Source organism: Candidatus Neomarinimicrobiota bacterium (genome assembly GCA_017656425.1).
Classification (GTDB): Bacteria; Fidelibacterota; UBA2242; order UBA2242; family B5-G15; genus JACDNV01.
In genome coordinates this window covers 31,420-55,339 of sequence record JACDNV010000012.1, presented here as the reverse complement: position 1 = coordinate 55,339, position 23,920 = coordinate 31,420, and the positions used below count along the sequence as shown (strand labels likewise).

Here is a 23,920-nt window from a genome sequence, read left to right as displayed (position 1 = left end):
ATAAAAAGACTCACAAGATTTATTTGTAAAACATTGTGAATTATCGAGATCTTTAAGCTTTAATCTTTAACTTTTTAAAATGTTATCGAATAAATATTCTACACCCTTTCTGATTGCCAGTTTATTCATATCAACCAATTTTTTTGATTTCATAACCTCATCAAGCGAAATAACTATGTAATCGATATCCATTAGATCAAAATACTTTACAAAAGCTCCTATCATTACCATATTTGCCATCTTAGTACTGCCAATCTCATCAGCAATCCTAGTAGCAGGTATTGGAATGATAGTTACATCCTCCCTCGATGGCGCACTATCAATCAATGAGCTATCATAAAATATAACACCACCAGATATTACATCATTCTCGAATTTGTCAAGAGAAGGTCTGTTCATGGCAATTAAAACAGTTGGATATGAAACTACAGGAGAACCAATTTTTTTATTGGAAATCTTCACATGGCAATTTGCCGTTCCACCCCTCATTTCAGGTCCATAGGAAGGTAGCCAACTTACTTTATAGCCATGTTTCACACCCATATATGCCAGCACTATTCCAAGGCTCAATACGCCCTGTCCGCCAAAACCAGCAATTTTGATTTCTTTAGATACCTCTCTTTTAGAATATTCTTTTATCTCCGGTCTTATTTTTTCAGTCACATTAACACCGAGTACATCAAGTATTTCATCTCTTGATAATTCCTTCTTTACTTTATTTCTTCCTTTAAATTCTGATGAAATATCCTTCATCACACCTACAGGGAAATAGGAACTTAGCACTTCACCAACCCACTTTTTCGCCTGCAGCGGTGACATTTTCCAGCCAGATGGGCAGGGAGAAAGAACTTCAATGAAAGAAAACCCATTTTTTTCAACCTGTATTTTAAGAGCTTTCCTGATAGCATTTCTTGCTCTCATAATATTTTTTGAATCAGATAACATTACTCTCTCCACATATACAGGTGCCTCAAGGGTAGCAATAATTTCACTCATCCTGATTGGATAACCGTCATTCTGAGGGTCCCTACCTCGAGGTGTGGTTGCAGTAGTCTGACCAATTAAAGTCGTTGGAGCCATTTGCCCCCCAGTCATACCATAAATTGCATTATTTATAAATATCACAGTAAAACCTTCACCCCTATTTGCAGCATGAAGGATCTCCAGCCCTCCAATTGCCGCCAGATCCCCATCTCCCTGATAGCTAATTACTACTGAATCAGGGAGTGCTCTTTTTATCCCCGTAGCCACTGCAGGTGCTCTCCCATGGGCGACTTGTATATTCCCTGTGTGAAAATAGTAATAAGCAAATACACTGCAACCCACCGGACTAATGAATATCGTTTTGTCTCTAACTCCAAGATCATCCAGGGCTTCTGCAATTATCTTATGAATTATACCATGCCCACATCCTGGGCAGTAGTGAGTGACATGTTTATCTGCCCCTGGCTTTCTTTCGTATACATTATAAAAAGATTCTGATTTTGTTAAAACATTTATATTCATAATCCCCTCAGTATCTCCATAACTTTATTATTTATCTCCCTTGTAGTTGGTACGACTCCTCCCATCCTGTTATATAAGAAAACAGGCTTTTTCCCATTTACTGCAAGCCTGACATCATCAAGCATCTGTCCATTACTCATCTCAACTACAAGAAAAGCATCAACTTTATCTGCCAACTCTCCAATTTTTTCATAAGGAAAAGGAAATAAAGTAATAGGTCGGAACATTCCAACTCTTTCTCCACCGTCTCTCAATTCATCAACGACAGTTTGTACTATTCTTGACACTATTCCAAAGGCAACAATCAATATCCGTGCATCCTCAATAAAGTAGTCTTCATATCTAACTTCCTGCTCCTCAATTATCTTATATTTTTGCTGTAGCTTCGAAACATGTTTCTCAAGCATCTCCGGATCCAGTTCTATAGATGTAATCAGGTTATCCATTGTTTCTTTAGTTCCCTTTACCGCCCAGTTTTTCTCAGGCTCATTGACTTCAGGGGCATATACACTAACTGACTCCATCATCTGGCCGATAAATCCATCAGCGAGTATAAAAACAGGATTTCTATATCTGTCTGCAAGTTCGAATGCTAAAATTCCAAAATCAAACATTTCCTGGACAGAATTGGGAGCCAGAACTATATTCTTATAAGGTCCATGTCCTCCTCCCTTCACCACCTGATTGTAATCACTTTGGTCAGGAGCAATATTGCCAAGGCCTGGTCCACCCCTCATTATATCGACAATAACACATGGCAATTCTGCTCCAGCAAGATATGAAATACCTTCCTGCTTTAGGCTAATACCAGGACCTGACGATGCAGTCATAACCCTGATACCAGTAGATGCTGCGCCATAAACCATGTTTATTGCAGCTATTTCGCTTTCAGCCTGTAAAAATGTACCCCCTACAAGGGGCATATAATAAGCTGCCGCATGGGCTATTTCACTGGCAGGGGTGATTGGATATCCGAAAAAAGCCCTGCAACCTGCCAGTATCGCTCCTTTTACAACAGCCTCATTCCCCTTTAAAAATTGAATCGTCATTAATACTCCCAATCGTTTATATAGGCTTTAAACATTTAGTACAATATAATATATCACTTTTCTCATTTTTCTTAAACACCAATTGTTCCTGATTGCAGTTTTTACAAAATGCTTTCTCTTTAATATCTGACCAATTTTTAAAGACTGTTATAGCACCCGGCTCTGGGCAATTATAGAAACATATACCACAACCTGTACAACCTTCTCCAATGTATTCTGCGTAATGATATCCATATCTATTGAATCTGTCCGACTGCATTAACACCTTCACCGGACATGCATCCACACAATACCCACATCCTTTGCATTCCTCTATATCAATAACAACATATCCTCCGATTTTCTTTTCAACCATAGAAATAACTCCTATTCTACTTTCTTTATCGCACTGTAAAATCTTTCAAGGGATTTTAAAATTATTTTTTCATCTTGGCAATATGAAATTCTAAAATAACCCTTTCTTCCAAATCCAGAACCCGGGGTGACCAGAACCTGCTCATTCATTAAAATCTTGGAAAATTCAATATCATCTTTAATCGGTGATTCTGGAAACATATAAAATGTTCCACCTGGTTTAATAACTTTATATCCCATCTCTATAAGGGAATTATAGAAAATATCCCTTCTTTTCATATATAAATTTACATCCACCAAAGAATTTAAAAGATTCTTAATAACTCTCTGCATTATTGCCGGTGCATTTATGAAACCAAGAATCCTATTGCACAACACACACGCCTCTATAATTTCTCTCACCCCATCCAAATCAGGAGGCATTGCTATATAACCAATCCTTTCACCAGGGATTGATAAATCCTTTGAGAAGGAATTTACAATCATTGTATTCCTATAGTATTTGATTGGTGGATAAAATTTATGATCTGAGTAAACAATCCTTTTATATGGCTCATCTGATAATAAATATATAGGCTTACCAAACTCCTTTGATTTCTTTAACAATAGATCACCCAAATCTATAAGAATCATATCTTCATATACTCTACCAGTGGGATTGTTCGGAGTATTTATTATAATTGCTTTCGTCCTATCATCAATTTTTTTATCAAGATCTTCTATATTAGGTAAAAAAGTCTCATCGGTCTCAGAAATAACAACCTGCCCTTGGTGATTTAAAATATAGAATTTATACTCAACAAAATATGGGGACAAAATAACAACCTTATCACCAGGATTCAAAATTGCTCGCAGTATAACATTCATACCTCCAGCTGCTCCGCATGTCATAATAATGTTTTTCTTATTAAAATCCATGTCGAGTTCATTGGAGAGATTTTTCGCAATTGCCTCCCTAGTATCTTCATATCCCGCATTAGACATATAGCCATGTATAAATGGTTCATCCTTACTAGCTTCTTCAATTAAATGTTTTTTAAAGTCAGCCGGTGGAGGTAAATCAGGATTACCAAGGGTAAAATCAAACACATTTTGATAACCATATTTCTTTTTTAACTCATGTCCAATTTCAAACATTCTCCTTATCCAGGAAGCATTTTCTAAGAAACCTTTTACCTGTGAGGATAACATCATTTATGCCTTTTATTGCTAATACTTATTCAATCTTTTTTTGTAATACTTAACTACCATCTATATCCAGTTTCGACAAAAATAATGCCACATTCTCCACGTATGGGTTTTTATGTATTTAAGATTAAATTTGAAAATTTGCAAATATTTATTCTCAGTTATGGGAAACCATTGGACTATTCAGCAAAAGGTAATGTAACAATGAATTTACTACCAACTCCTACTTTGCTTTCTACCCTAATATTCCCACCCAATCTATCAACAATTTGCTTTACAAGAGACAATCCCAGTCCAGTTCCCAATCGTTCCATTTCTTTTGCGTTTTTACCTCTGTAAAATTCATTGAAAATCTTATCGATCTCATTTTCAGGTATTCCGATACCAGTATCTTCAACTATGACACCATATTCTTTATTATTAACAAAAGGCGTTACAGTTACTTTACCGCCTGGGTTGGTATATCTAATTGAGTTGTTTACAAGATTAATTGCGATTTTACTTAAACTATTAGTATCTATAACTATCCTTGCACATGAGATTGGACCAATTTTAAGCTCAATACCTTTATTTTTTGCGTCTATCTTTTGAGATTCAAGAATTGAATTAATCCAGTTGCAAAAATCCACCTCTTCAAGTTTTACAACCTCTTCTTCTGGTCTTTTGTACCTTGTTATCTCAATCATATCCTTTACCATATCCAGTATCTGATCAACTCGATTTTCAGCTCGATCAAGAAGATCTCTCGCCTCCTTATCAATTTTTTCTGAATAAACTTTATTTAATACAGATAGCGTACTTTTCAGAGTAGTAATGGGGGATTTCAATTCATGGGCAGTAAACCTGAAAATTTTGTCTCTTTCATTTATTGTTTCTTCTAGTTGACTCGATTTATCATCAATGATCGATTTAAGTTTTCTGTACCTTTTCATAAAATCGACAATAAGTAATGTTGAAGCAAAGGCAAGGAAATAAAAAGCCACAAGGGATACTATAACATATGATAAATCTGGTTCATTTTCCCAGAGGTTGTATACATCGACCTTTTCAAGATATTCGAGAATTGTCCACATAGTTAAAAGTAAAGAGGCAAATATAGTATTGATAAATGGCAATATCCCCTTTAAAAGTATACCGGACAAAATTATGTTCACTATATATAGAAAATAGAATGGATTTTCTATTCCGCCAGAAAAATGAATTAAAAAGGAAATAATTACAAAATCCAGCAGTATTTGTATTTCTGTAAAGACAACCTCCTGACTAAAAGATGTAAAAGGATAGTATCTATAGAAGAAAAAGTATATTATATTTAAAACCAATAGTAAGGTGGAAATAAAATATATATTCTCATAATCAATTTCAAATCGAAAGAGATATCTGGCAATTGGAATGGCGGTCATTATTGCAAAAACCGCTAACCAGCGAAGATTAATAATCCAGCCTATCCTGTGTCTTAAAGACTTAACTGTATAGAAGGGAAAAAGTGAATTCGAATTTTCCAATTTTAGAATTCCTCAATGCCTTTTAGAACTTCTCGTGATATTTTCCTGCCAAATTCAGTATTTTTCTTCTGTATTAAAACATAAAACACATCAGAATTTATAGACCTTTTTATATAATCTTCAATTATACCTATGCTATAAGCATGAGTGCTTATTGAGTTATTACTTATATCTTCTCTTCTAAATAATTGAACCGTCCCTGGCTCAGCACCGAAATCGGATGAATCGAAAATTATTATCAATTCAGGTGAGAATTTTATCATTTTCTCAATATAGTTTTCTGGATTTGTACCTGCAATTATCTTTTTTATTGTTGGGATAAAAATGCTTAGGTTCTCAAAAACCTTTTCAGCTAATATCAGTCCTGCTCTGTCGTCTCCCCTAAGTTCATTCCCAATTCCAATTATCAATATCTTTTTGTATCCACCATTTTCAATTATACTGAATAATTCTTTAAAATTCATCCTCTACAACAATCTTGTGACGACAGATAGGGCATACCTCTTTTATGTAGTCTTCTCTTCTGATTCTCCCCTTATATTTTGCTTCAGGGATACTTCCCAATTTTTTCTGTAATCCAATCAAAAGATTTGGATGAGCATATGATTTTGCTCCCAATCTTTTTCTTATAAAATGCAAATGGTCTTCACAGGCAAAACTCTTTCCACAAATTTCACACTTAACAAGTTTTTTCTCTATGACATTAAAATAATTATCTTCTGATAGACTAAAAATTGGGACAGAATATTTTGTGGTAATTCTAATCCCCCTCTCTGTAATACAGTGTTCTTCACATTGACCACACTGGATACAGGAACTATAATCAATTTTTAAAACCCTAACTCCTTTTTTAATGTCATCGTTCATCTCTATTGCTCCAGCAGGACAAACCTGATAGCAGGTACCACAGCCTACACAATCTTCCTCAAAAAATTGGGGGAAACCTCTATATTCCTTCACAGGTTCATATTTTCCCTTCGGGAAACGCGTCGTATATGGTCTTGAAAATAAAGACCTCAGAGCTTCCACTAATTCTCTTAATTTTGGTGCATACATTACTCTTCCCTCAACTCGTGATCTTCCTGATATTTATCTACAACTGTTTCTTTGGTTAATGGAATTCCACTCCTGTGAGATGCTCTGGAAATTGCATGTGCGGCTACAGGTGATGTTAGAAATATAAATATAATTCCTATAAGAGCCTTAAAACCAAAGCTATTAAATCCCTGTAATATAAATACTCCAAATAAAACACCTGCTGAACCAAAAGTGACACATTTAGTCGCTGCCTGTAATCGATTATACACGTCAGGTAATCTTACAAGCCCTAATACACCGAGAAAATCAAATGTTACACCTATGATTATAAAAATTAGCCCAATTATCTCTCTAATCATCAAGCTGCCTCCCCTCAAGTATCTTTGCAAAAGCCAGAGAAGCTATAAAACTTAAAAGTGCCCAGATTAAACCAATATCCATAAAGAATGATTTTTCATAAAATAAGCCAAATAGTGCAAGCATGCCTATGATTAGAATCCCAAGGATATCAACGGCAACTATTCTATCTGCTGGCGAAGGCCCGAAAATAACTCTGAAGAGCACAAAAAGGGCACTGAATAAAATCACATTTATCAATTTCGGTATTATATCAGCCTGATATATAAAGAAATTAAAATATAAAAATGTAGCTATAAAAATAAGTCCCAAAAACCATCTAAGATATTTCATTCAAACACCTCCAGCAGTATTTTTTCAAATCTACCACCTATTTCTTTTGTTGCTTCATCCACATCTGGAGAAGCAACATCAATCCAGTGAATATATAGCTCCCCCTTTTCTTTATTAATATCAACCGTTAGCGTACCCGGAGTCAATGTAATCGAATTCGAAAGCGCTGTAAGTCCTGTATCTTTTGAAAGCTTAGATTTTATTTTAACAATACCTGGTTTTATTGGTAGTTTCGGATTAATTACAATATACGCAACATGTAAATTTGCTTTGAACATTTCCCATAGAAATTTGAATATATATATTACTCCATAAAAAATTCTTTTTAAAAGACGTCCTCTACTTTTCTCCTGAATAAAGAATCCACCAGCGAGTAAGCTCACTATTAAAGCTATAAATATTCCCGCTACTACCTCCTGTAAATCTCTTATACTTGTAAGAGCAACCCAGACTAAAAACGAGAGTATAAATACAACTATCCTACTTTTTAACTTTATGCTCATCTTTTACCTCCCAAGTACAGATTTAATATAACCCGTTTTATCAAGAATAACATTTATAACTGGATCTAATGTTGTCTCTCTTAGCCCTGGTATTAACATCAAGCTAGTTACAAGACATAGTAAAGCAAGGAATGCCATTGAAAATTTCATTCCCGAACCAATAGGTTCTGCAACCATCTCTTTCTCTATCACATTTTTTCCCCTGAATCCATATCTCTGAAATTTGACAAAATAGGCAATAGTTAAGATACTGCCGAGCACAACTAATAATGCCACTATATACATCTTTGCTTGCAATAATCCCATTATTATGAAAAACTTACTGAAAAATCCATTAAAAGGGGGCATTCCCATTATTGCAAGACTACCAACCATAGACGTGAACGATGTAACTGGTAGAGCTTTCCTTAAATCCCCCATATCTCTCATATCTCTTGTTCCAATTGCCATCTCTATTGCACCTGTATTGTAAAACAACAATGACTTAAATATAGCATGGCTTAAAAGATGAAATATAGCACCGAGTATACCATAAAAATTTCCAACTCCCAATCCGACAAGTATAAAACCAATCTGGCTTATACTACTATATGCTAGCAATCTCTTGATATCCCATTGACCAATTGCTAGAAAAGAGGCAATAACTATGGATAATATTCCAAAAACTAAAAATAGAGTTTTAAAAAGCTCAGGGGCACCAAAAACATTATAAAATATTCTTATAATTGTATAAATACCAAGTGACTTTATCAATACACCGGACAGCATTGACGAGATTGGAGCGGGCGCTGATGAATGGGCATCGGGGAGCCATGCATGAAAAGGCACCATTGCTGACTTAAGTCCAAACCCCGCTAAGAATAGACTACCCAGCCAGAAGGTCACCCCTGCTGGTTTATTCTTTAAGCTTTCAGCAATTGTTGCCATGGTTAACGAAGATGTGTAACTATACGTTATCGCTATACCAATAAGGATAAGTGATGATGATATAGAACCCATTATAGCATATTTAAAAGCTGCTTCAAATTCCTCCGCTTTTCTGCCATAGGAAACAAGTGCATAAGCAGAGAATAGAGCGATTTCCATAAATACAAAGAGATTGAATAAATCACCAGTCAATATTACACCATTCATTCCAGTAACAAGAAGCATAAACAGTGCATAATACCTCCAGGAAGAAACCAGATGCCTTATATAGGTAACCGAATATATTAGGCTGGTAAGCGCTATTATACTTACGACCATAATCATAAAACACGAGAGGGCATCCTGAACAAGGCAAATAGTAAAGGGAATCTTCCAGCCACTCATATTATAAACAAATATATCATCGATCTGATATACATAGCAAAAAACTGCCAGCACCAGTACAGAAAGCTCAGCAAGTATGGATAATATTATAGCCCAGTTATCTTTCTTACCAGAGACTAGCGTTATTAGAAACGCTGCTAACAACGGAATAATGATGAAAAACGGGAGGATCATCCTGAAAGCCTCCTAATTTTAGTAATATCAAATGTCTTATACCTCTCATATAATTTAATAGCAAGAGCTACAAGCATCGCTGTGATACCAAGCTCTATAACTATTGATGTTAGAACAAGTGCCTGAGGTAAAGGATCAACCATTGCCTTGACTTCCTCTCCTTTTGACAATATAGGATAAAGAGCACCCTTCTTATATGCAAACAGAATAAGAAATAGATTTGCTGAATAACCCATTATACCAGTAGCTAATATAATTTTTATAAGATCTCTTTTCGTTAAAATTCCATACACTCCGACAAGAAATAGAGCAAAACAAAGAACATATATTAAATAGGAAATCATCCCTCTACCTCCTCACCAATTCTTGTAATTGCAAGTGTCCATACAACAACAAACAGTGCCATTCCAACTTTAGCACCAATTAATATATTATAAATTGGAATTGTACCTGCGCTTAAAAGATGGAATAGCTTCCCCTTTGTGATGAAATTTGCTAAAAATCCACCTCCGAAGGCCATCCCCATAATTCCAAGTGCCAGTATAAGCGAAGCGCTGGAAGCTTCAATATCACTTAAAAGACTTATATTAAGCCATTTTGATGTATTATTCCTTCCATAAGCCAGCATGAAATTTAAAAACGCCAGAGATATTATCACACCACCTGCAAATCCACCTCCCGGAGTTAGATGACCATGTAAAACAATATATATTCCATATAGAATAATAAGCCATACACTTATTCTTGCCACAGTTTTAACAATTAAGGTCATTCCCTCTTTATTATTCATTTTCTTCCTCTTCTTCTTTCTTCGAACGAACCTTCAAAATGGTTAATGCGCCAAGTATTGCTGTAAATAACACTGTTACCTCACCCAGTGTGTCATAGGCTCTATAATCAAGAATTATGGATGTTACAACATTGGCTGAACCAGTCTGTGCCGCACCATTTTCTATATAGTATTTCGCAATCCCCATTATAGGCTCACCAAATGGTGGAAGTGCTTTAAAAATTGGAACACTTGAAGCCAGAACTGCCAGTAAAACTATAATTGTAAAAGCCAACATCACTCCTGTTACTCTTTGAGCTCTTTCTTCATGGTATTCCTTTTTCGAAAAAGCTCTTACCAGAATAATAAGTGCGAATATCTCAAATAAAAACTGAACAATAGCAAGATCAGGAGCCTGAAGCATTAGAAATGCCACCGATACACCAAGACCAACTATTCCGATTGAAACAATAGAAGCAAGAATATTCTTTAGCTCCAGAGCTACAATCGATCCAATTATCATATAGGATAATAAGAATAATAGCCAAGTTTCTACAGGCATTTACACCCCCAAAATTTTAAGAAACAATGTACAAAAGAATTAACAACCCAATCATAATCCATAAGCTATATAGTTGTAATTGTCCTGAATGAATAGATTTCAATAGTTTTGTGATAGAAAATGAAATCTTTTTCCCAAGATCATATATATCAAAGTATTTCCTCTCCGCCCAGTCATACAGACTCTTAAGAGGCTGCATTCTTCTTATTTCATTGTAAAATTCAGTACCAATTATTCTGAACTTTTCAGATGGTTTCATACCGCCAAGATATACATCATCCAGCCGTACATTTTTCACAACTAAAAATATTATAAAACCAATCAAAAATGGAATTAAAAACAATATCGTAAGAAAAATGGGATTATATAGGCCAATATAATTCGGCGATCGAATACCTGTTTTCTCAAGAATAGGTAGAAATAAATATCTAATGGGCAGTTGATTAGCAAATATACCAAAAGCTAAACATATAAGTGCGATTGTAAGGGTAGCTATCCATTGATTTAAACTAGCTTCTCTAATCTTTTCATATGCCTTTGGTCGGACACCTAGGAATACTGAATGTAGAAATTTCATAAAGCTTGCCAGTGTCAAAGCACTACCGAATACTGCCATAATAAGCAAAATTAGTAACCATATCTGATAACCAGACACAGATATTGAGCTCATCTCAATAATTCCCTGATAAATCATCCATTTTGAAAAGAACCCATTGAAAGGTGGTATACCTGAGATTGCAAAAGAGCAAAAAAGTGCTGAAATAAATATTATCGGCATATTTCTCCCGATGCCTCCGAGCTTGTCCAGATCACTCGTCCCAGTTCTTTTTTCAACTGCTCCCAATGAGAGAAATAATCCAGATTTATATAAAGAGTTATTAATTGTATGGAATAAGCCCCCTACAAAACCCAATATACTACCACTACCTACACCAAGTATCATATATCCTACCTGACTCACTGCATGATAACTTAGCAGTCTTCTCCCATCATGCTGAATCATCGCCATCATTACAGCTACAATAATAGTAATTGCACCGAGAGTCATCAAAAGTAATGACATAGCTGTATTCATTATAAATAAATTCAACACCATTCTGGCAAGGAGGTAAATACCCAATAGTTTATCAATACTCGCTGGTAAAAGTGCAGAACTCTCAATCGGTGAATCTGTACAATAATCCGGTACCCATGTATGAAAGGGAAATCCTCCTGCCTTTGTGAATGAGGCAATCATCAAGCATAGAAATGAGAGATAGGCAAGCTCACCTGCAAGTTCCATTTTAATATCCCATAGCTTCATCCAGCTCGACGGTTCCAAAAACCATAACAACAAAAATCCAAGAATCAAAACTGAATCGCTTGCGCCAACAATCATAAACGTCTTTTTTGCCGAGGATGGCGCTCCGCTTTTTGTACCAAGTAATGCAAAAAGATAAAGTACTACCCCGGATAGACCCCAAAAAATTATAAAAGACAATCCATTTATACTCAAAACTGCTCCGTTAGAAAAAGATACAGTAAGGGGAAATAAAATAAAAAATCTCTTTTCTATTACACCTTCCACACCTGTAAGACTAAAAATTAAAATGATTAAACCCAGTATCTGAATGAATATCAACGAAAGATAGGCAAGCCTGTCCACACGCAGTAAATCAATGTTCATCAATCTAACAGTTATATTTTCATTTCCAAAAATTCCAATAGTTAAAACCATTAGATATATCATACACGCAAGAGTTAATAACTTTCTAAGAAATACAGGTATAAATATATTCACCAGACCTATCAAAAATGGTATTAATACTAATAAGCTGAGCTCATTAAATTGCATTTATAATCCCCTCCGAATTCGCTCTGTTTTCTCCCATGATAATTTTAATAAATCCAAATGCAACTCTCTATTCTTCTCATCCACAATCTTTACAGACCTCTCGGTGCAACAATAACATGGATCTATAGATGCAGTGGTAATTAAGGCATCAGCCACAGGAATCCCTATGCAGCTAGCTTTGCAAGTAGGGATATTTGCATAACTCGGTGCTCTAACTTTGTGTCTAACAGCTCTATTTGAACCGTCAGTTCGGACATAGTGAAGCACCTCTCCACGAGGCGCTTCATATCTTCCAATTCCTTCACCAGGTGGTATCTCTTTGACATTGTTTAAAACAGGACCCTTCTCCTTTCTTAAAAGCTTAAGGCATTGTTTACAGATTTTAGCTGATTCAATAACTTCCAATACTCTTGCGACAAATTTATCATACACATCACCATTTTCTAAAACAATAATATTAAAATTTACCATATCATAAGCATCCCTAGGTTCGTCTTTTCGAACATCAATCGCAACTCCTGAGGCACGAGCCGTTGGACCAACAGCACAATATGCTATTGCATCTTCCTTTTTCAATACACCCACACCTTTTAACCTTGATTTTAATACAGGATCATCCTTTACAACTTTTGCAAACATATACATTTTTTTCTCTATACTACTTAATATTTTTTCAAGATCACTAATGGAATCAGGCTCCACATCTTTTCCTACTCCACCAATCCTCATCATACCATAGTGATTTCTATTTCCTGATATAATTTCAAACATTTGAAGCACTGGCTCCCTGTATTTCCACGCCCACATCCATACAGTATCATATCCTATAAAATGACCAGCAAGCCCTATCCATAGAAGATGACTGTGGATTCTTTCCAGCTCACCAATTAAGGTACGAATTATTTTTGCTCTTACAGGAACTTCAATATCTGCTACATCCTCAACTGCATGCACAAACGCAATGGGATGGGAAGTGGAGCAAATTCCACAAATTCTTTCCACAAGATATATTGATTGAGTAAAGGTCTTTTGTTCAGATATAAATTCATGACCACGATGCAACCAACCTATCTCGATATCTATATCGACAACATACTCTCCATCAACCTTCAAAGTAAAAAATTCTGCTTCCTCAAGCAACGGGTGAAAAGGTCCAACGGGAATAACTCGTTCCATCACTTTCCTCCTATTCTTAATGGCCTGTCCAAATTACCAGGATTATTGAGCATAAGCAATTTCTCAGGCCTCGGATGTCCTTTAAACCGTATTCCAAACATTTCCATTATTTCTCTCTCAATCCATTCAGCACCTTTTACAATTGGAGTAATGGAATTCATAGAAGGCTGGTCTTTATTTGAAATAAAAACCGTTGGACAAAAGTACTTGCCTGTTTTATCATGTGAAAAATGGTAAATAACTTCAAAACCATCAGGACGTTCAAGAGCTGTAGCAGTTGACAGCCTACAACCAATTTCATTAAAAATATATTTAACTACCGAACGCAAATTCTTTTCAGGGACAAAGAAGTACAATCGATTACTTTTCTCTCTTCTTACATGGATAATATCACCAAACTTTGCTTTAAATTCTTCATAAATATCTTTACCCATTAAGTGCCTCCAATAGTTTTACAATACCTTCAAGCATAGCTTCTGGTTTTGGTGGACAGCCCGGTATATATACATTAAAAGGAATTTCTTCCATTTCTTGGGCAGGGAAATTATAACTGTCTCTGAACATGATACCTGACGCTGGACAGCTTCCAACTCCAATAACAAAAACAGGTTTTGGAGCTTGCTCATAAATATACTTAACTCTTGGAGCGACTTTTTTATTCATTATACCCGTTACAAGAAGTGCATCGGCATGTCTGACGGAACCTACCAATTTTATACCAAACCTTTCAACATCATACTTCGGAGTCAACAAACTAAGTATTTCAATATCGCAATTATTACAGGGTGATGCACTTACATGAAACACCCATATGGATTTTGCTAATTTTTTTGTATACCAACTCATTTTTTAAACCCCATATATAGCGAGTATAACACCAATAAAAACGATCGGCGTAGCAAGCCGCCAGAAAAATTTTATAGCAGTATCAATTCTAATTCTTGGATTGGTATTTTTTATCAATATCATTAATACCACTATTCCGATATATTTTAAAATAAACCACAAAAGACCTAAACCATTAGAATTATATCCCCCAAGAAATAATAGGATTAGCAAAAAAGGGTAAAATACCCACATCATAAACTGATTCAATTTCCAGAAACCTAAAAGAGGACCTGAGTATTCTATAAATGGTCCCTCGACAATTTCAGTCTCAGCTTCTGGTATATGAAAGGGAGGTAAAACCATTTTCGCTTGAATACACAAAATCCCAAAAATAAATGCAATTACACCCGATACAGAAGCAATAAAAGGAACAGATGACTGTGCAATTACTATTTCCTCTAATTTTATTTTATATCCCGATTTGATTATTGGGATAAGACATACCAGAATGAATGAAAGCTCATCTGCTAGCAGTAACTTTATTTCTCTGCCAGCACCAAGGCTTGAGTAAACATTCCCTGTCGATGCTCCACCGAGTATTACCATTACAGAGTAAATCATTAATAAATACATAACAACAAATATATCACCATAAAAACTTTCACCGAAGAATAATGGTACTCCTACGATCGTGGAAACAAGAACAAACGTTGCAAACGCTATTAAAGGTGAAAGTACAAACAGTGATTTTAAACTATTCCTAACTATTATCGTTTCTTTTCCGAGTAATTTTATAAAATCATAAAAGTTTTGAAATAAAGGAGGTCCAACACGAAATTGTACTCTTGCAGAGACTTTTCTATCAATCCACCCGACAAGTAGTCCTACAACCGCCGTAAAAATCAGACCCGGGAAAACAAGAAGATAAAACAAATACCACCAGTTCATACCTTTTCCTCCTTATGTCGCCAACTTCTGCTTTTGATCGCTAAATGTTCTCCATAAAAGAAAATGTAATTTTCTGGATCTTCCTTCTCAATATCCACCATCTGAAGTGAACCGTCAGGAGAAGTTTTTACGCATAGAGGTTGGTATTCGGCATCTTTTTCCAGCTGTTTTAAACAATAATCACACTTAGCAGTAATGTAATTAATGACATCGGGGAATATTGTTCCAAAAGGACATGCAAGCACACAACTTTTACAACCCACACATCGCATATTGTATCTTTTTATCAAACCATATTCCGTTCTTTCTAAAGCCTCCTTTGGACATGCAAGCACACAAAAAGCCTCTTTACACTGTCTGCAATACACCGCAAATTCTGCCACCTCGAGTAACGAAAAATGCCCCGGATTTTTTCTGTGATAAAAATATTCACATTTAATATCTTCTACCGATTTACCTGATTCAATTAACTTCGGTATATCAATTAATAATCTCTTCATTCCCAAATATTCTCCTCATTTTTTATCGTTTCATAAGTAAAAACTGGTCCATCTTTACATACAAAATATTTTCCCATTACACAATGCCTGCACTGACCTATACCACAATACATTTTCTTTTCCATAGATAGATAAATATTATCGGGAGTATAACCGTATCTTATAAGGTCCATGGTGGCAAATTTCATCATTATTGGGGGTCCACAAACTACCACAGGATTGCCCTTTGGATCTATATCAATCTTTTCAAGTAGCTTGGTAACAAGCCCAACATCTTCATCCCAGCTTTGTCCATCAGATACTCTATCAACAGTTCTCAATACCCTAACATTTTTGTGTTTTCTCCATTCATCTATCTGATATTTATAAATCATATCTTCAGGAGACCGTGCTCCACATAAAAATGTAATACTGTTATAATTCTCTAAATCATTTAATAAAGTAAGAAATAATGATCTGGTAGGCGCCATCCCTACACCACCACCCATTATTAAAATATCTTTCCCTTTAAATTTATCCAGAGGATACCATGTACCAAATGGCCCCCTTACACCAACTATATCACCTTTTTTTAAATTGTGGATATGTTCGGTAACAAAACCAGCCTTCATTATTGTCACATCCATCTCTTCACTGATGTGATGAGGTGAGGATGGCGTAAATGGAGCTTCCCCTATCCCTGCTACTGAGAACTGAATGAACTGCCCGGTCTTGAATGGAATTGGAACCTCTGGCTTTAGATGAAATGTCTTTATTGTGGGAGATTCTTCTATTATATCTGTAACTTCTGCTCGAGTTATTTTGTATGGATTATTAGCCTGCATATCTATACCTCCTGAGTACTTAATTCTTTTTCCATAATTCTTTTAACAACACCTCTAAATTCTATATTTCCAGGACACACATCTATACATCTTCCGCAACCTGTACAACCTAAAAGATCAAAATTATATTTCATATAAAGAAATTTGCACAGATATCTATTTCTAAAACGCTGATATATCTTCGGTCTCGGATTTGCACCTCCTGCAACTCGTGCATAACCGGTCAATTGACAGGAGTCATAAGACCTTACTTTTATGAAATCTTTATCATCAGATTCATCATTAATTATTATACAATAGCAGGTGGGACAGATATTGTTACAACCACCACATCCGACACAATCCTTAGACTCTACTATCCATGTCTCTATATCAGCTTTCTCAAGTTTATCATAATCAGGTTTTCTTTCAAATTCTTTGTTCTGTTCCTCAAGTTTACTCATCACTTTTTTTCTATTACTTTCAATCAATTTCAAAATCTCATCACTATATGTGACAGGTTTTATCACTTTTTTCATCTCATTTACAAACTTTTCACCAATTCCACTTCCAATAGTTAAAAAGTAGCTATCTCCTACTCTCGATAAATTGATATCATAACCTTCCTCTGAATAAGGCTTACCCCCGACAAGGTTACAATGACAGGTATCGGTTATTTGCAAACAATCGCTCGTTATTATAATCGTGTTATCACGCCATTCTTTATAAACTGGATCAACAAAATCATCATTTATAAGTGCTTTGTCCAGCAATAGTAGTCCCTTCAGGTCACAATTCTTTACACCCAGAATTATCCTCTTGCCTTTTACTTCCTCCTCAGGATAAATCCTCTCTCTTATTCGATAAAAGATAACTTTTATAGGATCAACAGGTCTATATGAATCTATAATATAATCGCCATCGCTTGCAAGCTCATCTAAAAATAATTCATCATTTCCCGAATTTGCAGGAAGTAATACACTTGTAACATCCAGAATATTTTTCTCCTTGCATAGATATAAAAATGCAAAAAAGTCTTTAATCTTTACGAGCATACCACCCCCAATTACTTAGACTTCTTATCCGACTTATTTTTTAATCAATGAATTTTAGATTTAGTCTACTACCGCAAACAGTTATTATCATCAGAATAATGAAGTTTCAATTCCTATGCCAATCGGCGAAATATATACTCTTCAAGATTACAATACAAAATATTTTTTAAAAACTGATAATTTTTTTAGAATTTATTTCTCAACTTTAAGAAAAATTAATTGGATAAAATAATATAGATATGAATAACTTTTGGTAAATCAATTTAAATAAAAATTAAACCTTTTAAAAAATTTAATTGGAATTAGACTGCATTTTTACCGATATTACACCTCGATTTTTTCTAAGGGGAATTATGTATTATAATCTCAAATCGGCAAAACTCACATTAGCTTTTTTACTTATATTATCTTCAATATGCATCAATGCAAAAGAAGTCTTTGTCTCTCCCTCTGGCGATGATAATAACCAAGGTATAATTAATAGCCCATTTAAAACAATTACCAAAGCAATATCTATATCTAACCCTGGCGATACAATTTACCTTCGCAATGGAGTTTACTACTATAGTAATACATTATATATCCAAAAAAGTGGTGTTCAGGAAAGATATTTTCATATTTTTGCCTATGAGAATGAAAAACCAATATTAGATTTTTATGGTGAAAGCTTTGGATCACGTGGAATTGTTTTGAAAGGAAGCTACTGGCATATTAGAGGGCTTGAAGTAAAAGGTGCAGGGGATAACGGTTTATACATTGACGATGGTTCTCGCAATATTATTGAAAATTGCTCTTTCCATGATAACAATGATTCTGGAGTTCAACTTGGACATGGAGCTTCATATAACAAATTCATAAACTGCGATTCCTACTACAATGCCGACCCACCAGATTATGAAGATGCCGACGGATTTGCTCCTAAGCTCGATGTCGGTACAGGCAATTACTTCTATGGATGCAGAGCTTGGGGAAATTGCGACGACGGATGGGATGGATACCTTCGTAGTACGACTGGTGTATCTGCTACATTGGAAAATTGCTGGAGTTTTAAGAATGGGTGGCTTAAAGACGGAACAAATCCAGAAAACGGTGACGGCAATGGGTTTAAAATGGGTGGTAATAAGTTAAGGTATCATTTCACACTGATTAGATGTATTGCAGCTGACAATAAAAACAAAGGATTCGATCAAAATAATAATAGAGGTTCAATGACACTCTATAATTGCTCTAGTTATGGCAATCTTAAATCTAACTATAGAATAAAAGAGGAACTCGATTCAGGTAACAAACTTATTATCAAGAACTGCCTATCCTACAACGGAAAAGTAGAATTGGGTAATTTTGCCATCCAATCAGCAAACAGCTGGACTGGAGGTATCCACCTATCAGATGATGATTTTACAAGTCTCAGTACGTCTGATCTTGAAAAACCAAGAAAAGAAGACGGAAGCCTACCTGACATAGATTTTTTAAAGCCATCACCAGAAAGTGACTTAATCGACGCAGGGGTAGATGTAGGTATTGAATATCACGGTTATGCTCCAGATATTGGAGCTATCGAAACGAATTATGAAACAAAAATAGCGCTGAATGAAGGTTATATAAAGTATAAAGAAATATTAAATAACTATCCCAATCCTTTTAACTTTTCCACCATCATAGAGTATTTTTTGGAAAAGCCAGGAAAAGTAAATCTAATCATTTACGATATATTGGGAAGAAGTATAAAAATTTTAACTTCAGAATATAGAACAAAGGGCAAATATAATACGATATGGTATCCAGATCACAATACTCCCTCGGGACTTTACTTAATAACTTTAGAAATTAACAATCAAATATACATCAAAAAAGTTTTATACAATAAGTAAAAATATTTGTATGAATAATTGCCCAAACTAATCAACGAATATAAAGAAGCAAATCATTACATAGTTCATTTTAATGATTATACTTTTTCTTACCGGAATATATTTTAAAGAATAACCATTGATAACAAATTAATTAAAAGAAAGAAGATGTTATTGTTGAAATAATCCCATCTTTATAAAGTAGAAATTGGCGCTAACCTATTGATTTTTTGAAACATACAATATATATTAAATCGTAAATATAAATGAAAGCATGAAAAAGATATACCTAATAGTGATATTTCAATTACTAATAATATCTCTGTCATTTTATAAAGCTTCAGATGAACCTGTAAATCAAAACATAGAACTCTCGCCTCAAGAAATCAACCTGACGGAAAATTCCAACGAATCTAGATTAGAACTTTTCAAAGAAATATCAAATAGCATTAATTCAGAGAATATTTTTATTTCACCAATAAGCATTTACTATATTCTTGGTATGACCTATAATGAATCAAACGATAAAACAGAAAAAGCAATGAGGGACACTTTGAAATTTAGTGAACTATCAATTGATGAAATCAATCAATCATATAAAAATTTAATGTACTACTTAATATACCTGGATAACAGTGTGTCTCTTTCGATTGCAAACTCAGTCTGGTATAAAATAGGATTTAATGTCTTCAAGAACTTCGAGAATACAGGCAAAAAGTATTTTAATGCTAAAGTAGAAGATTTAGATTTCTCCTCCCCTGATGCACCCATGAAAATAAATAAATTTCATAAATTTGGTGGAATCACTCAATCTTGTGAGATGGTGTATCAGAACAATGAATTTCTATATTATGAAGGCAATAAAATTTAAGCCATCAATCTTCCTTGTGGTAATGAATAACTTGACATGACTATCATCCTTCATAAAATAGATATAAAATTAGACTCAGTTATTGATAACCCGATTACAGACTCACAGATAAGCTTTCTTAACTCTATTGAACAAAAAAAACATAGCATTCTATGTCCCGAAATTTAAATTTGAAACCGGGTATAGTAATATTTGGAAAATATCCTAAAGGAGATGGAAATGGAAATTACCCTCGATTTATTTAAAGCCAACTTTCCTATGATAGATAGCCTTATATTGAAAAAGGTACATAAACCTTACATCGATGTTAACAAGTGAGGTGTTAAAGCTTTGACTGCAATCGCTATATATATTCATCACACTGCTAAATTACCTGGTGGATTAGATATATTCACCATTAAAACTAATAGACCATTTATTTTTGCTACCTATGATATTAACCCAAAAACAATTCTATTTGCAGAAAAGATAGTAGAAATAACCAGAAGAACATCAATATTTAAAAAAAGCCATAATATTAGAGGAGGAAATTAAAATGAAAACAAAAATTTTAATAAGCTGTATCGTATTATCTTTAATCTTCTCATGTCAGACAGTAAACGATAACTCGGGGGAGCCTTCAATAAAAATCACAACAAATGAAATATCAATTGCCTACAATGCTAACACTTTTGGACTCAAACTCTTCAGAGAAATTTCCAGAAATTCACCAGACTCTAACGTAATTATCTCCCCACTCAGCGTTGCTATCCCACTAGCTATGGCATATAATGGAGCCAATGGTGCTACGAAAGACTCAATGAGAAAGGTACTTGATTTCGAAAATTATAACGATGAGGAAATTAACATAGCATTTAAAAACCTTTTAGACTACTTTTCAAATCTTGATACCGAAACTATAATTAAAATTGCTAATTCTATATGGAAGCATATACCTGTTCCAATATTACAATCATTTGTAAACTTATGTCAGGAATATTATCACGCTGAGTATAGGGAAATAGATTTTAATGATCCAAATTCATTAGATTCAATAAATAACTGGATATATGAAAACACACATGGCACAATCAAGAACGCCCTTGACAGAATTCCACCTCTTGCAGTTTTGTATTTAATTAATACATTATATTACAAAGGGATATGGAAATATGAATTTGACGAATCAAACACTAAACCAGGTTATTTCTTTTCTATTAACAATAAAGCTATAAAATGTAAAATGATGTCACAAAAAAATAAGTTCCCCATCAATCTTACTGATCAGTACACAGCAATAAGTTTACCATATAATGATGAAAAATTTTATATGATTATTATACTGCCCGATTGTTCGACCGATATCAATACCTTTTCGGAAAATTTTACAATTGAAAAATGGAATGAAATCATTAATAACCTCGAAATTCCAGAAGATTCGGTATTGTTAAAAATGCCAAGGATGAAATTGGAATATAATTCCCTCCTTAATGACGCATTAAAAAACCTCGGAATGGGTATATGTTTTGACTTTTATAAAGCTGATTTTACGAAAATATTTGGCAAAACAGGTTATTGGATAAGCAGGGTAATTCATAACACTTTCATTGAGGTTAATGAACAGGGAACAGAAGCCAGTGCCTCTACAATCGTTGAATTTTATAGATTAGGTGAAGAGAAATTAATATACATAAATGTTGACAGACCCTTTATCTTCGCAATTTACGAAAAGCTAACAGGAGCTATCCTGTTTATAGGTAAGGTAATTGAAATACCAGAGGAGACCTGACAATTAATTACTTAAAATTATAAGGAAACCAAAATTTTTAATGTTTTTTATGTCCTGTTTATCAGTTAACAGAATAGTATTATTGTAATTAAATCTCTCGTCATTCATAATCTCATATTTTATCAAATCTGGCTTTACAATCTCTTCAAGTTCCCTCATAGCTTTGTATGCATAATTGTTTATTATCAGCTTAAGCCCAGCCGGAAATTGCTGATTCCTAATTAATTGTGAAATTATGCTAATTTTTTTTCTATCTATATCAATTAAGACATAATCAAAATAAAACAATAAAAGTATTTCCAAACAGTCTACTTTTCCACCACAATCACTGAGAGCGCAGATATACTCAAACTTTTTATCATCTACTGATTTTAAAAACAAAAGCGAAACTGTGCCTCCACAATGTGAACATTTTACGATTAATTGATGATTTCCTTGTTGCCTGTTTAAAAATTCTTTTAAATCAGGCTTAAATACCATATCGAAACAGAGAGTAGGTGATTTTTTTATCAATTTTCCCTGTATTTTCTCTATCTCTCTCACTGTTTTATATGATTTCCTGACAAACCATGGAAATTCACCATAATTCTCATGCCATTTTCTTAACCATTCAATTGTTTTTTTATCACTGAGATTACCGCTTGGAATACCTATCTCATCAATATGATATTCTTTTTTGGAAAAAATATTTCTTATTCTCTTTGTTTGAATCGTTTTAGCAATAATTGATGCAAGTCTTGTTTCTATATATTTGTCTTCAGACTGTCTTTCTATTACAACATTTGAATTAATTTTTGCTAATATGCCTTTTAAAAATTCACCGACACCATAATCATCAATTATTATTTTTGTTTTATTAATTTCAACTTTCCTTAAAAGGTCTATGATTATTTTTGTGTAAAAAACATCCATCAATTGATTCAAATTATACTCATCAATAAGCGCAGGATAAATTTCAAAAGCAGAATATTTAACCTTATCCTTTCCATACATCATAATCCTATCATATATTTTTTGCCAGTATTCGTATTGATGATTACTTTTCGTATCAGCTGACCCAATTACATGATATAATTCAGTTTTTATTTCAACTGGTATCAAAACCCCGACAAGTACTATATTTCCAAATACTTCACCTTTCCCCGTCTCATCCAGACCAATAAAATATTCATATTCAATAATATCCGTATTGCCTAAAATATTATCTACCGTTTTATCTAATTCAATTACAAACTTTTCTTCCGAAGGAGTTCTATAAAGTGTCCGGGATCTATACATTATATAGATTGCATTTAATATTTTTATTCGCCATAACTCGGAATCACTTTTTATGTCTATTTTCTCTCCACTATTACATAGTAATAACTCTTTTATTTCTTCTACTTTTTCTTGAGGAATATTCCTCCAGGTGCGGCTAACCATGGTTTCATACTTTCACTTTTATAATAAATTAAATATCTTTTGAAATTAGACTGATAAAAGAAATATAGCAAATAATTGATTTACAACAATGGCAGATTAATCCTAAACAAGATCAAACCTATCGTTTATAATCCCATATTACTATATAATGATAGTAATAAATAATTAAGAAATAAACATTCATTTTCTAACAAATTAAAAAATTAACTTGAATTT

General features: G+C 34.0%; 27 protein-coding genes. 4 read left to right on the top strand and 23 right to left on the bottom strand.

Features of this window, described 5'->3' with window-relative positions:
* Positions 1 to 66 precede the first annotated feature (66 nt).
* The 22 genes from H0Z29_09105 to H0Z29_09000 all read right to left on the bottom strand — a co-directional run bounded on the left by H0Z29_09105 (position 67) and on the right by H0Z29_09000 (position 17,793).
* Positions 67 to 1,506 carry a 2-oxoacid:acceptor oxidoreductase family protein gene (locus H0Z29_09105; protein MBO8131657.1) on the bottom strand — a complete coding sequence of 480 codons (1,440 nt, stop codon included), beginning with the start codon at positions 1,504 to 1,506 and terminating at the stop codon, positions 67 to 69.
* Complete coding sequence (locus H0Z29_09100) at positions 1,503 to 2,555, bottom strand: 3-methyl-2-oxobutanoate dehydrogenase subunit VorB (GenBank protein ID MBO8131656.1); 1,053 nt, start codon at positions 2,553 to 2,555, stop codon at positions 1,503 to 1,505. The genes H0Z29_09105 and H0Z29_09100 overlap by 4 nt, the downstream gene beginning before the upstream one ends.
* Positions 2,556 to 2,571: 16 nt before the next feature.
* The gene (locus tag H0Z29_09095) at positions 2,572 to 2,910 is read right to left on the bottom strand and encodes a 4Fe-4S dicluster domain-containing protein (protein MBO8131655.1); all 339 of its coding nucleotides are present in this window, start codon (positions 2,908 to 2,910) and stop codon (positions 2,572 to 2,574) included.
* Positions 2,911 to 2,921: 11 nt separating this feature from the next.
* A complete protein-coding gene (locus H0Z29_09090) occupies positions 2,922 to 4,103 on the bottom strand; it encodes a pyridoxal phosphate-dependent aminotransferase (protein ID MBO8131654.1) in 1,182 nt (393 codons plus the stop codon).
* Between the two features lie 173 nt (positions 4,104 to 4,276).
* Complete coding sequence (locus tag H0Z29_09085; protein ID MBO8131653.1) at positions 4,277 to 5,602, bottom strand: HAMP domain-containing histidine kinase; 1,326 nt, start codon at positions 5,600 to 5,602, stop codon at positions 4,277 to 4,279.
* A 2-nt stretch (positions 5,603 to 5,604) separates the two neighbouring features.
* The gene (locus H0Z29_09080) at positions 5,605 to 6,066 is read right to left on the bottom strand and encodes a hydrogenase maturation protease (protein MBO8131652.1); all 462 of its coding nucleotides are present in this window, start codon (positions 6,064 to 6,066) and stop codon (positions 5,605 to 5,607) included.
* Positions 6,056 to 6,658, bottom strand: a complete 603-nt coding sequence (locus H0Z29_09075; GenBank protein ID MBO8131651.1) for a 4Fe-4S binding protein — start codon at positions 6,656 to 6,658, stop codon at positions 6,056 to 6,058. Before H0Z29_09075 ends, H0Z29_09080 begins: the two co-directional genes overlap by 11 nt.
* Positions 6,658 to 6,999, bottom strand: coding sequence for a Na+/H+ antiporter subunit G (locus tag H0Z29_09070; GenBank protein ID MBO8131650.1), 342 nt, complete (start codon positions 6,997 to 6,999; stop codon positions 6,658 to 6,660). The genes H0Z29_09075 and H0Z29_09070 overlap by 1 nt, the downstream gene beginning before the upstream one ends.
* Positions 6,992 to 7,330 (bottom strand): multiple resistance and pH regulation protein F, encoded by a 339-nt coding sequence (locus H0Z29_09065; protein MBO8131649.1) that lies wholly within the window; start codon positions 7,328 to 7,330, stop codon positions 6,992 to 6,994. Before H0Z29_09065 ends, H0Z29_09070 begins: the two co-directional genes overlap by 8 nt.
* Positions 7,327 to 7,833 carry a Na+/H+ antiporter subunit E gene (locus tag H0Z29_09060; GenBank protein MBO8131648.1) on the bottom strand — a complete coding sequence of 169 codons (507 nt, stop codon included), beginning with the start codon at positions 7,831 to 7,833 and terminating at the stop codon, positions 7,327 to 7,329. Before H0Z29_09060 ends, H0Z29_09065 begins: the two co-directional genes overlap by 4 nt.
* Positions 7,834 to 7,836: 3 nt before the next feature.
* The gene (locus tag H0Z29_09055) at positions 7,837 to 9,318 is read right to left on the bottom strand and encodes an NADH/ubiquinone/plastoquinone (complex I) (GenBank protein ID MBO8131647.1); all 1,482 of its coding nucleotides are present in this window, start codon (positions 9,316 to 9,318) and stop codon (positions 7,837 to 7,839) included.
* Positions 9,315 to 9,662 carry an NADH-quinone oxidoreductase subunit K gene (locus H0Z29_09050; GenBank protein MBO8131646.1) on the bottom strand — a complete coding sequence of 116 codons (348 nt, stop codon included), beginning with the start codon at positions 9,660 to 9,662 and terminating at the stop codon, positions 9,315 to 9,317. Before H0Z29_09050 ends, H0Z29_09055 begins: the two co-directional genes overlap by 4 nt.
* Entirely contained in the window at positions 9,659 to 10,108 is a 450-nt protein-coding gene (locus tag H0Z29_09045) for a hypothetical protein (GenBank protein MBO8131645.1), read from the bottom strand. The genes H0Z29_09050 and H0Z29_09045 overlap by 4 nt, the downstream gene beginning before the upstream one ends.
* The gene (locus H0Z29_09040) at positions 10,101 to 10,649 is read right to left on the bottom strand and encodes a DUF4040 domain-containing protein (protein MBO8131644.1); all 549 of its coding nucleotides are present in this window, start codon (positions 10,647 to 10,649) and stop codon (positions 10,101 to 10,103) included. Before H0Z29_09040 ends, H0Z29_09045 begins: the two co-directional genes overlap by 8 nt.
* 16 nt (positions 10,650 to 10,665) lie before the next feature.
* Positions 10,666 to 12,483, bottom strand: a complete 1,818-nt coding sequence (locus tag H0Z29_09035; protein ID MBO8131643.1) for a hypothetical protein — start codon at positions 12,481 to 12,483, stop codon at positions 10,666 to 10,668.
* Positions 12,484 to 13,662 carry a nickel-dependent hydrogenase large subunit gene (locus H0Z29_09030; protein MBO8131642.1) on the bottom strand — a complete coding sequence of 393 codons (1,179 nt, stop codon included), beginning with the start codon at positions 13,660 to 13,662 and terminating at the stop codon, positions 12,484 to 12,486. It lies immediately after the preceding gene.
* Positions 13,659 to 14,093 carry an NADH-quinone oxidoreductase subunit C gene (locus H0Z29_09025; protein MBO8131641.1) on the bottom strand — a complete coding sequence of 145 codons (435 nt, stop codon included), beginning with the start codon at positions 14,091 to 14,093 and terminating at the stop codon, positions 13,659 to 13,661. Before H0Z29_09025 ends, H0Z29_09030 begins: the two co-directional genes overlap by 4 nt.
* The gene (nuoB, locus tag H0Z29_09020; GenBank protein ID MBO8131640.1) at positions 14,086 to 14,505 is read right to left on the bottom strand and encodes an NADH-quinone oxidoreductase subunit NuoB; all 420 of its coding nucleotides are present in this window, start codon (positions 14,503 to 14,505) and stop codon (positions 14,086 to 14,088) included. Before nuoB ends, H0Z29_09025 begins: the two co-directional genes overlap by 8 nt.
* Positions 14,506 to 14,508: 3 nt before the next feature.
* Positions 14,509 to 15,435 (bottom strand): NADH-quinone oxidoreductase subunit H, encoded by a 927-nt coding sequence (locus H0Z29_09015; protein MBO8131639.1) that lies wholly within the window; start codon positions 15,433 to 15,435, stop codon positions 14,509 to 14,511.
* Positions 15,432 to 15,935, bottom strand: coding sequence for a 4Fe-4S binding protein (locus tag H0Z29_09010; protein MBO8131638.1), 504 nt, complete (start codon positions 15,933 to 15,935; stop codon positions 15,432 to 15,434). The genes H0Z29_09015 and H0Z29_09010 overlap by 4 nt, the downstream gene beginning before the upstream one ends.
* Entirely contained in the window at positions 15,932 to 16,759 is an 828-nt protein-coding gene (locus H0Z29_09005; protein MBO8131637.1) for an FAD/NAD(P)-binding protein, read from the bottom strand. The genes H0Z29_09010 and H0Z29_09005 overlap by 4 nt, the downstream gene beginning before the upstream one ends.
* A gap of 2 nt (positions 16,760 to 16,761) precedes the next feature.
* Positions 16,762 to 17,793: a 4Fe-4S dicluster domain-containing protein gene (locus tag H0Z29_09000; protein MBO8131636.1), complete on the bottom strand. Its 1,032-nt coding sequence runs from the start codon at positions 17,791 to 17,793 to the stop codon at positions 16,762 to 16,764.
* Between the two features lie 353 nt (positions 17,794 to 18,146).
* Here H0Z29_09000 and H0Z29_08995 point away from each other — a divergent pair, with 353 nt between their 5' ends.
* From H0Z29_08995 to H0Z29_08980, 4 genes are all read left to right on the top strand, one after another.
* Positions 18,147 to 19,664 (top strand): right-handed parallel beta-helix repeat-containing protein, encoded by a 1,518-nt coding sequence (locus H0Z29_08995; GenBank protein MBO8131635.1) that lies wholly within the window; start codon positions 18,147 to 18,149, stop codon positions 19,662 to 19,664.
* A gap of 253 nt (positions 19,665 to 19,917) precedes the next feature.
* On the top strand, positions 19,918 to 20,514 hold the full coding sequence (locus H0Z29_08990) for a hypothetical protein (GenBank protein ID MBO8131634.1): 597 nt from the start codon (positions 19,918 to 19,920) through the stop codon (positions 20,512 to 20,514).
* Between the two features lie 330 nt (positions 20,515 to 20,844).
* Positions 20,845 to 21,048 (top strand): hypothetical protein, encoded by a 204-nt coding sequence (locus H0Z29_08985; protein ID MBO8131633.1) that lies wholly within the window; start codon positions 20,845 to 20,847, stop codon positions 21,046 to 21,048.
* Position 21,049: 1 nt separating this feature from the next.
* Entirely contained in the window at positions 21,050 to 22,282 is a 1,233-nt protein-coding gene (locus H0Z29_08980) for a serpin family protein (protein MBO8131632.1), read from the top strand.
* A gap of 3 nt (positions 22,283 to 22,285) precedes the next feature.
* Here H0Z29_08980 and H0Z29_08975 read toward each other — a convergent pair whose 3' ends face one another.
* On the bottom strand, positions 22,286 to 23,704 hold the full coding sequence (locus H0Z29_08975; protein MBO8131631.1) for a hypothetical protein: 1,419 nt from the start codon (positions 23,702 to 23,704) through the stop codon (positions 22,286 to 22,288).
* Between the last annotated feature and the right edge of the window lie 216 nt (positions 23,705 to 23,920).